The 12,362-nt window shown below is 71.5% G+C and carries 10 protein-coding genes and 1 rRNA gene; 7 read left to right on the forward strand and 4 right to left on the reverse strand.

Annotated features, from left to right (window positions below):
- Positions 1-92 precede the first annotated feature (92 nt).
- Together AC0680_RS25745 and AC0680_RS25750 are read left to right on the forward strand one after the other, a co-directional pair.
- Positions 93-1,118 (forward strand): ABC transporter substrate-binding protein, encoded by a 1,026-nt coding sequence (locus AC0680_RS25745; protein WP_478632925.1) that lies wholly within the window; start codon positions 93-95, stop codon positions 1,116-1,118.
- An 88-nt stretch (positions 1,119-1,206) separates the two neighbouring features.
- On the forward strand, positions 1,207-2,136 hold the full coding sequence (locus AC0680_RS25750; RefSeq protein WP_478632926.1) for a siderophore-interacting protein: 930 nt from the start codon (positions 1,207-1,209) through the stop codon (positions 2,134-2,136).
- Positions 2,137-2,196: 60 nt separating this feature from the next.
- Here AC0680_RS25750 and AC0680_RS25755 read toward each other — a convergent pair whose 3' ends face one another.
- On the reverse strand, positions 2,197-3,222 hold the full coding sequence (locus tag AC0680_RS25755; RefSeq protein ID WP_478632929.1) for an HAD-IIA family hydrolase: 1,026 nt from the start codon (positions 3,220-3,222) through the stop codon (positions 2,197-2,199).
- Positions 3,223-3,407: 185 nt separating this feature from the next.
- Between AC0680_RS25755 and AC0680_RS25760 the strand changes: the two genes are divergently transcribed.
- The 5 genes from AC0680_RS25760 to AC0680_RS25780 all read left to right on the forward strand — a co-directional run bounded on the left by AC0680_RS25760 (position 3,408) and on the right by AC0680_RS25780 (position 10,083).
- The gene (locus AC0680_RS25760; RefSeq protein ID WP_478632931.1) at positions 3,408-4,676 is read left to right on the forward strand and encodes a DUF1015 family protein; all 1,269 of its coding nucleotides are present in this window, start codon (positions 3,408-3,410) and stop codon (positions 4,674-4,676) included.
- Between the two features lie 157 nt (positions 4,677-4,833).
- Positions 4,834-6,366 (forward strand): pyridoxal phosphate-dependent decarboxylase family protein, encoded by a 1,533-nt coding sequence (locus AC0680_RS25765; RefSeq protein WP_478632933.1) that lies wholly within the window; start codon positions 4,834-4,836, stop codon positions 6,364-6,366.
- Between the two features lie 32 nt (positions 6,367-6,398).
- A complete protein-coding gene (locus tag AC0680_RS25770; RefSeq protein WP_478632934.1) occupies positions 6,399-7,718 on the forward strand; it encodes a lysine N(6)-hydroxylase/L-ornithine N(5)-oxygenase family protein in 1,320 nt (439 codons plus the stop codon).
- A complete protein-coding gene (locus tag AC0680_RS25775) occupies positions 7,715-8,287 on the forward strand; it encodes a GNAT family N-acetyltransferase (RefSeq protein ID WP_478632936.1) in 573 nt (190 codons plus the stop codon). Before AC0680_RS25770 ends, AC0680_RS25775 begins: the two co-directional genes overlap by 4 nt.
- The gene (locus AC0680_RS25780; RefSeq protein WP_478632937.1) at positions 8,284-10,083 is read left to right on the forward strand and encodes an IucA/IucC family protein; all 1,800 of its coding nucleotides are present in this window, start codon (positions 8,284-8,286) and stop codon (positions 10,081-10,083) included. Before AC0680_RS25775 ends, AC0680_RS25780 begins: the two co-directional genes overlap by 4 nt.
- Positions 10,084-10,187: 104 nt before the next feature.
- Here AC0680_RS25780 and AC0680_RS25785 read toward each other — a convergent pair whose 3' ends face one another.
- From AC0680_RS25785 to rrf, 3 genes are all read right to left on the reverse strand, one after another.
- Positions 10,188-10,934 (reverse strand): tetratricopeptide repeat protein, encoded by a 747-nt coding sequence (locus tag AC0680_RS25785; protein ID WP_478632954.1) that lies wholly within the window; start codon positions 10,932-10,934, stop codon positions 10,188-10,190.
- Positions 10,871-12,076: a hypothetical protein gene (locus AC0680_RS25790; protein ID WP_478632956.1), complete on the reverse strand. Its 1,206-nt coding sequence runs from the start codon at positions 12,074-12,076 to the stop codon at positions 10,871-10,873. The genes AC0680_RS25785 and AC0680_RS25790 overlap by 64 nt, the downstream gene beginning before the upstream one ends.
- A gap of 193 nt (positions 12,077-12,269) precedes the next feature.
- A 5S ribosomal RNA gene (rrf, locus tag AC0680_RS25795) occupies positions 12,270-12,362 on the reverse strand; the annotation flags it as partial.

A 12,362-nucleotide genomic window follows, 5' to 3' on the forward strand; every position in this document is an offset into this window, starting at 1 on the left:
AACCAACACGATGGTTAGGTTAGCCTACCCTCACATTCACTCGCAGGCCCTTCCCGCCTCGCAGGCCCTTCCCAGAGAGAAGCACACCCACCATGAGCACCTCCCGAAGCGTAACCCTGTCCCGCCGCGGCATCCTCGCCGCGGGCGGTGCCGTCGGCATCGGCGCCCTGCTCGCCGCGTGCGGTGGAGACAAGGGCTCGGCGGGTGCCGGCGGCGGCAAGGGCGGCCCCTGGTCCTTCACCGACGACCGCAAGCAGAAGGTCTCCCTCAAGAGCACCCCGCAGCGCATCGTCGCCTTCACCGGCACCGCGGCCGCACTGCACGACTTCGGTATCGACGACCAGATAGTGGGCGTCTTCGGACCCACCAAGCTCAAGAACGGCAAGCCCGACCCGCAGGCCGGCGACCTCGACGTCGACAAGGTCACCATCATCGGCAACGCCTACAACCAGTTCAACGTGGAGAAGTACGCGGGACTGCGCCCCGAACTGCTGGTCACCAACATGTACGAGCCGAACGCGCTGTGGTTCGTGCCCGACACCAGCAAGGACAAGATCGCCAAGCTGGCGAAGTCCGTCGCCATCACCTCCGCCCGCGTCCCGCTCGTCAAGATCATCGAGCGCTACGCCGAGCTCGCCGAGTCGCTCGGCGCCGATCTCGAGGCCAAGAAGGTCACCGACGCCAAGGCCCGCTTCGAGAAGGCCTCCGAGGCGCTGCGCCGGGCCGCCAAGTCCCACCCTGTCAAGGTGCTCGCCTGCTCCGGCAGCCCCGACCTCTTCTACGCCTCCAACCCCGGCATCAACGCCGACCTCATGTACTACAAGTCCCTCGGCGTCGACCTGGTCGTCCCCGACCACCTGGACAAGGGCGGCTACTTCGAGAGCCTGAGCTGGGAGAACGCCGACAAGTACAAGGCCGACGTGCTCCTGCTGGACAACCGGACCGCCACGCTCCAGCCCAAGGACCTGGCCGCCAAGCCCTCCTGGGCCAAGCTCCCCGCCGTCAAGGCCGGCCAGATCACGCCCTGGTCCAGCGAGCCGCGCTTCTCCTACGCCGGCGCCGCGCCGCTGATCGAATCGCTGGCCAAGGCGATCGAGGGCGCCAAGAAGGTCAACTGACGTACGGCCGCGGTGGAACCGGCGCCCACCGGACCCGCGTTCCACCGCGACCGCTCCCCACCCCACCACCGTCCCGGGAGGTTCCCGTATGACCACGACCGCCGCCCCCGCCACCGCTCCGTTCCGCTTCTTCGAGGTGCACGTCGTACGCTCCCGGCGGCTGAGCCCCTCCATGGTGCGGGTCACCTTCGGCGGCGACCGGCTTCACGAGCTGGCGTCCGGCGGTCGTGACCAGCGCTTCAAGCTCTTCCTGCCGCAACCCCACCAGGACCGGCCGGTCTTCGACGACATGAGCGAGGGCTGGTACACCGCCTGGCGGGCGCAGGACCCGGCCGAGCGCCCGATGATGCGCTCGTACACGATCCGCGAACAGCGCCCCGACGCGGAGGAGTTCGATGTCGACTTCGCCCTGCACGGCGCCGGTCCTGAAGCCTCCCCCAAGCTCTCAACTGCGTTCGAGCAGGGAGGTGCCCCCATCACGGCCGGCGGCCCGGCCTCCCGCTGGGCCGCCCGGGCCCGTCCCGGCGACCGGCTGACCGTCCTCGCCCCGGTCGTCGAGGACAACGGCGGCGTCGACTTCCGCCCGCCGGCCGGCACCGACTGGATCCTGCTCACCGGCGACGAGACCGCGCTGCCCGCGATCGCCGGCATCCTGTCCTGGCTCTCCCCCGGCACCCGGGCCAAGGTCTGGATCGAGATCGGCCACGAGGACGACCGGCAGCAGCTGCCGACCTTCGCGGACGCCGAGATCACCTGGCTGGTCGGCGGCCCGGCCGCCGCGGCGCACGGCGAGCCGGTACTGGACGCCCTGCGCGGTGCCGAGCTGCCCGACGGCACGCCGTACGCCTGGATCGCCGGCGAGGCGGGGACCGTCAAGGCGGTGCGCCGGCACCTGGTCGGCGAGCGCGGAATCGACCGCAGGGCCGTCAAGTTCACCGGCTACTGGCGACGCGGCGCCACCGAGGAGGACCTGATCGCGGAGCTGACGGCCGGGACGGCGCCGGCCGACGAGGACTGAGACCGCACGGCCCGGCTCCGCGGGGGCTCCTGCCACCCCGGGGCGGCGGGAGCCCCGCCCTCACATCCCGATCCGCGCCAGCGCCTTGCCCGCGTCCGCGCCGCAAGTGCCGTCGCCCGCCGCCGTCCAGGCCGCCACGCACAGCGCCCGCAGCCCGTCCAGCGGTGTACCCGCGCCCGTCACGGCGAGGGTGTCGCCGGCCGCCTCGGCCCGCCAGCCGCCGCACCGGAAGCCGCCGTCCTGTGCGGTCACCTCCGGCTGGGGCGCGAGCAGCCCGCGCAGATCGGCGTCCACGTAGGACGGACGGTGCTGCGGCGGGGCGGCCAGCAGCTCGGCGGCGGTGGTGACGCCGGTGAGGACCAGCAGCGAGTCGACCCCGCCGTTGAAGGCGCCCTCGATGTCCGTGTCGAGCCGGTCACCGACCACCAGCGGCCGCTCGGCGCCGGTCCGCAGCACCGTCTCCCGGTGCATCGGCGGCCGCGGCTTCCCCGCCACCTGTGGCGTCCCGCCCGCGGCGATCCGGACCACCTCCACCAACGCGCCGTTTCCGGGCGCGATCCCGCGCTCCTTGGGGATGGTCAGATCGGTGTTGGAGGCGAACCACGGCACTCCGCGCTGCACCGCGTACGCGGCCTCCGCCAGCCGCCCCCAGTCCAGCGTGGGGTCGTAGCCCTGCACCACCGCCGCCGGGTCGTCGTCCGCGGAGAAGACCGGCCGCAGACCGCGCTCGCGCAGCGCCACCAGCAGCCCCTCGCCCCCGATGGCGAGCACCCGCGCGCCCGCCGGCACCTGCTCGGCGATCAGCCGGGCCACCGCCTGCGCCGAGGTGATCACCTCGCCGGCACCGGTCGGCAGGCCGAAACCGGTCAGCTGGTCGGCGACGGCCTGCGGGGTGCGGGCCGCGTTGTTCGTCACATACGCCAGATGCATCCCGCCGTCCCGCGCGCGTATCAGCGACTCCACGGCATGCTCGATGGCCTGTCCGCCGGCGTAGACGACACCGTCCAGATCCAGCAGCGCCGTGTCGTACGCCTCGCTCAGCGGGCGCCGGCTCCCGTCGGGCCGCTGGCGAATCTGCTCGTTCATGCCGTCTCGCTCCTCGCTTGCCATGATGTGGACGAACGTCCCACCGCGCGCCATAAGGGCGCCGGCTCCGCGTTCTCCGCGCGCTCCGGGCGCACCGTCGCCCGCCCCGCGCATACCGATAGTTCCGGCCATAGCGGCCTGTCCCCCGATCTTCCCTCATCGGGCCGGCGGCATAGCATTCTTCAATGACCAGTACCGACGGCCTCCGCCTCCTCCCGTTCCGCGGACTGCGCTACGCCCCGGACCGGATCAGCAGCCTCACCGCCGTGACCTCGCCGCCCTATGACGTGGTGGTCCGGCCCGACGGCGTGCGCCATCTGGAGACCGCCGATCCGTACAACATCGTCCGGCTGATCCTCCCGCACGCCGCGGACCCCACCACCCGCCACCGGCAGGCCGCCGACACCCTGCGCCGCTGGCGCGCCGAGGGCGTGCTGACGCAGGACGCCGAGCCCGCGCTGTACGTCTACGAGCAGCGCGCCGGCGAGGTGCTGCAGCGCGGGCTGATCGGCGCGCTGCGCCTGGACGGTCCGGTGCTGCCGCACGAGGACGTCATCGACGAGGTCGTCGAGGACCGGGCCGCCCTGATGCGGGCGGCGGCCGCAAACTTCGAGCCTTTGCTGCTCTCCTACCGTGGCCGGAACGCCGCGAACGGGGCCACGGCGGTCGTCGAGCGGGTGGCGGAGGGCACCCCGCTGCTCGCCACGACCACGGAGGACGGCTTCACCCACCGCCTGTGGGCGGTCACCGACCCCGCCGATCTCGCGGCCATCGACGACGACCTCGCCCGCCGGCAGGCCCTGATCGCCGACGGCCACCACCGCTGGGCGACCTACCAGCGGCTGTACCAGCAGCGGCCCGGGGCCGGCGCCGCCTCGCCCTGGGCGTCGGGGCTGGTGCTGCTGGTCGACACCACCCGCTATCCGCTGCAGGTCCGCGCGATCCACCGCGTGCTGCCGCATCTGCCGCCCGCCAAGGCGCTGGCGGACCTGGCCGGCGCCTTCCGCACCCGTACGCTCCCGGGCGAGCTGCCCGCCGCGCTGGCGGTCCTCGACGAGACACCCGGCACCGCCTTCGTCCTGGCGGGCGGACGGCACTCCTTCCACCTCCTGGACCGCCCCGACCCCGAGCTGCTGGACCGCGCGATCCGCCGGGACCGGCCGGAGGCCTGGCGGAAGCTGGACGCGACCGTGCTGCACTCGGTCCTGCTGGACGAGGTCTGGCACGTCCCCGACCACCCGTCCGACATCGGCTATCTGCACCACGCCGAGGCCGCCGTCGAGCAGGCCGCCCGGCACGGCGGCTCGGCCGTCCTGATGCGCGCCACATCGGAGGAGACGGTCCGTCAACTCGCCGAGTGCGGTGTGACGATGCCGCGCAAGTCCACCTCCTTCGGGCCCAAGCCCGCCACCGGTCTGGTCCTGCGCACCCTGGACGAGTCCGACAACAACTGAATCCCGGCGTCCGCCCGCCCGCGGCACCTGCGACCAGCCCCAAGGCGTAGTTAGGTTAGGCTTACCTCGCTACGTCTCGGGCGGGTCTCCCTGCCCCTGCGCACACACCCCACCCTGCGCAGCACGTGGTCAAGTCCGCACCAGGGAGGACCGCTCCATGAGTCTCCTCGCGCACTCCGCCGAGGACCCGGCCGACAGCCGGACATATCTGCTCAACAACGCCACGGCCCACCGCTACCACAGCGCCGTCACCGAGAGCGTCACGCGGATCAGCGCCAAAATCGCCGGCACCGCCCGCCCGTTCACCGGCATCTCCGTCGACGGCCTCACGCCCACGGTCGCCGGCGTCGACCTCGACACCCCGCTGCACGACCCGGCCGCCGCACTCGACGAACTCGAGGAGGTCTACCTCCGCGACGCCGTCTACTTCCACCACCCGCGCTATCTCGCACACCTCAACTGCCCGGTGGTGATCCCCGCCCTCGTCGGCGAGGCCGTGCTCTCCGCCGTCAACTCCTCCCTGGACACCTGGGACCAGAGCGCCGGCGGCACACTCATCGAGCGCCGGCTGATCGACTGGACGGCCGACCGGATCGGCCTCGGCGAGCGGGCCGACGGCATCTTCACCAGCGGCGGCAGCCAGTCCAACCTCCAGGCCATGCTGCTCGCCCGCGACGAGGCCTGCCGCCGGGAGCTGACCCGCGACGACGCCCCGCCCGGCGCCCGGCTCACCGACGTACTGCCCAGGCTGCGCATCCTCACCTCCGAGTGCAGCCACTTCAGCATCCGCAAGGCCGCCACCCTGCTCGGCATGGGCGCGGAAGCCGTCATCACCGTCCCGGCCGACGCGGACAAGCGGATGCGCACCACCGACCTGGCCGACGAGCTGGCCCGCTGCCGGCGCGACGGGCTGATACCCATGGCCGTCGTCGCCACCGCCGGCACCACCGACTTCGGCTCCATCGACCCGCTCCCCGAGATCGCCGAGCTGTGCGACCACTACGGCGCCTGGATGCACGTCGACGCCGCCTACGGCTGCGGCCTGCTGGTCTCCCGCCGCCGCGAGCTGCTCAACGGCATCGAGCGCGCCGACTCGGTGACCGTCGACTACCACAAGTCCTTCTTCCAGCCGGTGAGTTCGAGCGCCGTCCTGGTCCGCGACCGCACGACCCTGCGCCACGTCACCTACCACGCGGACTACCTCAACCCGCGCCGGATGACCGAGCAGCGCATCCCCAACCAGGTCGACAAGTCGATCCAGACCACCCGCCGCTTCGACGCCCTCAAACTCTGGCTCACCCTGCGCATCATGGGCGCCCGCTCCGTCGGCGAACTCTTCGACGAGGTCATCGACCGCGCCGCGGACGCCTGGAAACTCCTCCACGACGACCCCCGCTTCGAAGTCGTCGTCGAGCCCCAGCTCAGCACCCTGGTCTTCCGCTACCTCCCCGGCACCGGCCACGACCCCGAGCTGGCCGACCGGGTCAATCTGCACGCCAGGGACGCCCTGTTCGCCTCCGGCGACGCGATCGTCGCGGGCACCAAGGTCGACGGACGCCACTACCTCAAGTTCACCCTGCTCAACCCGGAGACCACGCTCGACGACATCGCCACCGTCCTCGACCTGATCGCCGAGCACGCCGGCAGCCTCCTCACCGAGCAGCCCCAGCCGGCGCTCAGCGCGCGCTGACCTCCCAAGCCGACCCCCCTCGGAGCCCTCCTGTGTCCGCCCCTCACGACTTCATCGCCATCGGCCTCGGCCCCTTCAACCTGGGCCTGGCCTGCCTGACCGAGCCCATCGACGGACTCGACGGCCTGTTCCTGGACAACAAGGCGTCCTTCGAATGGCACCCCGGCATGATGCTCGACAGCAGTCATCTCCAGGTGCCCTTCATGGCCGACCTGGTCACCCTCGCCGACCCCACCTCGCCCTTCTCGTTCCTGAACTACCTCAAGGAATCGGGGCGGATCTACCCGTTCTACATCCGCGAGAGCTTCTATCCGCTGCGCGCCGAGTTCAACGACTACTGCCGCTGGGCCGCCGGCAAACTCGACTCCGTCCGCTTCGCCCACCAGGTCACCACCGTCGAGTACGACGCCCGCGAAGAGCTGTACGTCGTCCACGCCGAGCACCTGCCCACCGGCGAACGCACCACCCACCGCGCCCGCAGACTCGTCCTGGGCACCGGCACCCCGCCGCACATACCCGAGGCCTGCCGGGGCCTGGGCGGCGATCTGCTGCACAACGCCGACTACCTGGACGCCAAGGCCGCCCTGCAGGCCAAGGACTCCATCACCCTCGTCGGCAGCGGCCAGAGCGCCGCCGAGATCTACTTCGACCTCCTCCAGGACATCGACAGCCACGGCTACCACCTGACCTGGGCCACCCGCTCCCCCCGCTTCTTCCCGCTCGAATACACCAAGCTCACGCTGGAGATGACCTCCCCCGAGTACGTGGACTACTTCCACGCCCTCCCCCAGGCCACCCGCGACCGCCTCAACACCACCCAGAAACACCTCTACAAGGGCATCGACTCCGCCCTGATCAACGACATCTTCGATCTGCTCTACCAGAAGAACCTCGCCGGCCCGGTCCCCACCCGCCTGCTGACCAACACCGCGCTGAACCACGCGAGTTACGACGAGACCACCGGCACCTACACCCTGGGCCTGCACCAGGAGGAGCAGGGCACCGGCTTCGTCCTCGACACCCAGGGGCTGATCCTCGCCACCGGCTACCGCTACCGCGTACCGGACTTCCTCACCCCGGTCCGCGACCGGATCGTCTGGGACGACACCGGCCGCTACGACGTGGCCCGCAACTACAGCATCGACACCACCGGCCACGGCATCTTCGTGCAGAACGCCGAGCTGCACACGCACGGGTTCGTCACGCCCGACCTCGGCATGGCCGCGTACCGCAACTCGTGCATCATCCGCGAGCTGCTCGGCCGCGAGTACTACCCGGTCGAAAAGGCCATCGCCTTCCAGGAATTCGCCGCCCCGGCCGGCCCGCACCACCCCATGGAGATCCCCGCATGAGCGAGGCCCCCGCCTTCACCCGCGCCGACCCCGCACTGGGGGAGTTCTCGCTGCGCCCGGTCGACCCGGCCGCCGACGCCGAGCTGCTGCACGGCTGGGTCACCCACCCCAAAGCCGTCTTCTGGCTGATGCAGGACTGCGATCCGACGGACGTCGAGAAGGAGTTCGCGCGGATCGCCGCCGACCCCTTCCACGACGCCTTCCTCGGCCTGCACAACGGCACCCCGGCCTTCCTGATGGAGCGCTACGACCCCGCCCACCGCGAACTGGTCGGCATCCACGCCGCCCGGCCCGGCGACGTCGGCATGCACTTCCTGACCGCCCCCACGGCCACCCCCCTGCACGGCTTCACCCTCGCCGTGATCACCACCGTCATGGAGATGCTCTTCGCCGACCCGGCCACCCGCCGCGTCGTCGTCGAGCCGGACACCCGCAACACCGCCGTCCACGCCCTCAACAAGGCCGTCGGATTCGAGATACAGCGCACCGTCTCGCTCCCCTCCAAAGACGCCTGCCTCAGCACCTGCACCCGCGACCAGTTCCTGGCCGCCCAAGGAGACCACCGATGACCGCCGGCACCCGGCCGACCGCCCAGGACGCCGTCGCCCACCTCACCCCCGCACTGTGGGCCCGCGCCAACCGCCTGCTGATACGCAAGGCCCTCGCCGAGTTCGCCCACGAACGGCTGCTCACCCCCAGGCGCCTGCCCCACGACGGGCACTACGCCGTGCGCAGCGACGACGGCAGCACCGAATACCGCTTCGCCGCCCGCAGACAGGCCCTCGACCACTGGCAGATCGACCCCGACAGCATCACCCGGCACCGCCACCACGACGAACTCCCCCTGGACGCGGTGGAGTTCTTCATCGAACACCGCGACGCCCTGGGACTCGGCGCACAGATCCTCCCGGTCTACCTGGAGGAGATCAGCTCCACCCTCTCCGGCACCGCCTACAAGCTCGCCGCCGACCAGCCCACCGCCACCGAGCTCGCCGCGTCCCGCTTCCAGGCCGTCGAGACCGGCATGACCGAGGGCCACCCCTGCTTCGTCGCCAACAACGGCCGCCTCGGCTTCGGCATCCACGAGTACCACGCCTACGCCCCCGAGGCCGCGGCCCCCGTCCGGCTGATCTGGCTCGCCGCCCGCCGCGACCACGCCACGTTCACCGCGGGCGCCGGCCTCGACTACGACTCGCTGGTCCGCGACGAACTCGCCGCCGCCACCCGCGACCGCTTCCACACCACCCTCACCACCCTGGGCCTCGACCCCGACGACTACTACCTCTTCCCCACCCACCCCTGGCAGTGGTGGAACAAGCTGTCGGTCACCTTCGCCGCGGAGGTCGCCCAGCAGCGCCTGGTCTGCCTGGGCCCCGGCGACGACGACTACCTCGCCCAGCAGTCCATCCGTACCTTCTTCAACACCACCGCGCCCGCCAAGCACTACGTCAAGACGGCGCTCTCGGTCCTCAACATGGGCTTCATGCGCGGCCTGTCCGCCTCGTACATGGAGGCCACCCCGGCCATCAACGACTGGCTGGCCCGTCTGATCTCCGCCGACGACACCCTCCGGGCCGCCCGCTTCTCGATCATCCGCGAGCGCGCCGCGATCGGCTACCACCACCGCCAGTACGAGGCGGCCACCGACAAGGGCTCCCCGTACCTGAAGATGCTCGCCGCCCTGTGGCGCGAGAGCCCCGTCCCCACCCTGGAACCGGGCCAGCGCCTGGCCACCATGGCCTCCCTGCTGCACACCGACCGCGACGGCGCCTCGTTCGCCGCCGCCCTGATCAAGGAATCCGGCCTGGCGCCCGCCGTCTGGCTCCGCCGCTACCTCGACGCGTACCTGACCCCCGTCCTGCACGCCTTCTACGCCTACGACCTGGTCTTCATGCCGCACGGCGAGAACGCCATCCTGGTCGTCGAGGACGGCGCGGTGGCCCGCGTCATCTTCAAGGACATCGCCGAGGAGATCGCCGTCATGGACCCCGACGCGGTCCTGCCCCCCACCGTCGAACGCATCCGCGCCGACGTCCCCGAGGACAAGAAGCTCCTGTCGGTCTTCACGGACGTCTTCGACTGCTTCTTCCGCTTCCTCAGCGGCACCCTCGACGACCTCGGCGTCCTCGACGAGGAGACCTTCTGGCGCACGGTCGCCGGCTGCGTCACCGACTACCAGACGTCGCACCCGCACCTCGCCGACAAGTTCGACCGGTACGACATGTTCGCCGAGGAGTTCGCCCTGTCCTGCCTCAACCGCCTCCAGCTTCGCAACAACCAGCAGATGGTCGACCTTCAGGACCCCGCGGGCGCCCTCCAGCTGATCGGCACCCTCCGCAACCCCATCGCCCCCTACGCCCCCTGACCCCTCCCGCACACGCAGAAGGGCGGGACCCCACCGGGATCCCGCCCTTCCTGCATTCCTCCGCTCACACGGCCCGAGCCCGCATCGGCCCGGCCCCCGCCGGCTCAGCCCTTGTCGGGCCGCTCACCGGAGTCCGCGCCGGCGTCGCCGCTCTCCTCCGCCTCGCCGGACTCCTCCAGCACGTCGGTGAACTCCACCCCGTCCAGCTCGGCGAGCCGGTCCGAGGCATCCGTCGTGCCGCCCTGATCGGCCTCCAGCGCCTTGGCGAACCAGTCACGCGCCTCGTCCTCGCGCCCGACCTCCAGCAGCGCGTCCGCGTACGCGTACCGCAGCCGCGCGGTCCACGGGTGGACGGCGCTCGATGCCAGCTCCGGGCTCTGCAGCGTCACCACCGCGGCGTCCGCCTGCCCCATGTCCTTGCGGGCACCCGCCGCGACCAGCCGCATCTCGACCTGCCCGGCCCGGTCCAGCTTCTGCACCTCGGGCTCACCGGCCATCGCCAGCGCCTTCTCCGGACGGCCCATACCGCGCTCGCAGTCCGCCATGACCGGCCACAGGTCGACACCGCCGGTCATCCGCCGCGCCGCCCGGAACTCCGCCAGCGCCTCGCTGTACTTGCCGACCGCGTACGCCGCGAAGCCCGCGGCCTCACGCACCGCCGCGACCCGGGACGCCAGCCGCAGCGCCACCCGCGAGTACCCGTACGCCTGCTCCGGGTCCTCGTCCAGCAGCTTCGCGACCATCACCAGGTTCTTGGCGACATCGTCGGCGAGCGTCTTCGGCAGGCTCAGCAGCTCCTGCCGCACATCCTTGTCGATCTCGTCACCGGTGACGTCCTCCGGAATCGGCAGCCGCTTGATCGGCTCCCGGTCCCGGTCCCGCCGCTCGTCACGACGGTCGTCCCGGCCACGGCCACCGCCGTACGGCCGACGCCCACCGCGCTCGTCGTCCCTGCGGAACCCGCCACGGTCGTCCCGCCGCGGACCCCGGTCGTCACGACGGAACCCACCACGGTCCCCACCGCGGTCGTCACGCCGGAACCCGCCGCGGTCGCCGCCACGGTCATCACGACGGTCATCCCGACGGAACGAAGGGCGGTCCCCACCACGGTCGTCACGCCGCTCATCACGGCGATCGTCCCGACGGAACCCACCGCGGTCACCACCACGGTCGTCCCGACGCTCATCACGGCGATCGTCCCGACGGAACCCGCCGCGGTCACCGCCCCGGTCGTCACGCCGGTCATCGCGACGGAATCCCGGACGGTCCCCGCCACGCTCGTCACGCCGGAAGCCCGGACGATCCCCGCCACGGTCGTCACGACGGAACCCACCGCGGTCCCCACCGCGGTCGTCGCGCCGGAACCCGCCGCGGTCACCGCCACGCTCATCACGCCGGTCATCCCGACGGAACGAAGGGCGGTCCCCACCACGGTCGTCACGCCGCTCATCACAGCGATCGTCCCGACGGAACCCGCCGCGGTCACCGCCCCGGTCGTCACGCCGGTCATCGCGACGGAACCCGGGACGGTCCCCGCCACGCTCGCCACCGCGGAACCCACCGCGGTCGTCACGCCGGAACCCGCCGCGGTCACCGCCCCGGTCATCACGACGGTCATCGCGACGGAAGCCACCGCGGTCACCACCGCGATCGTCCCGACGCTCATCGCGTCGGTCGTCACGACGGAACCCACCACGGTCGCCACCGGACGAACGGTCGTCACGACGGAATCCCGGACGGTCCCCGCCACGCTCGTCGCGCCGGAACCCGCCACCACGCTCATCGTCACGACGCGGGCCACGCGGCCGGTCGTCGCGACGGTCGCCGCCACGGAAGCCGCCGCGGTCGCCGCCGGCGGGACGGTCACGGTCGTCGCGGCGGAACCCACCGCGGTCACCGCCACCACGCTCGTCACGTCGGAAGCCGCCGCGCTCACCGCGGTCGCCGTCGCGGCTGTCGCGACGCGGCCCCCGGTCATCACGCCGGAAACCACCGCGGTCACCGTCGTCGCGCCGCTGCGGGCGGCGCTCCCAACGATCGTCGGAAGAGTTGGTGGACATCGACGTGACTCCTGTCTTCGGTACTGCATTCATTCTCGCGCACCGACCAGTTCGGCGCGCTTCGGCAAAACAAAAAGGACCCTTGGTCCCAGCATGAACGCTGGGACCAAGGGTCCTTGAAAGATTGTTCGGCGGCGTCCTACTCTCCCACAGGGTCCCCCCTGCAGTACCATCGGCGCTGAAAGGCTTAGCTTCCGGGTTCGGAATGTAACCGGGCGT

The organism is Streptomyces sp. NPDC043738 (genome assembly GCF_056436545.1).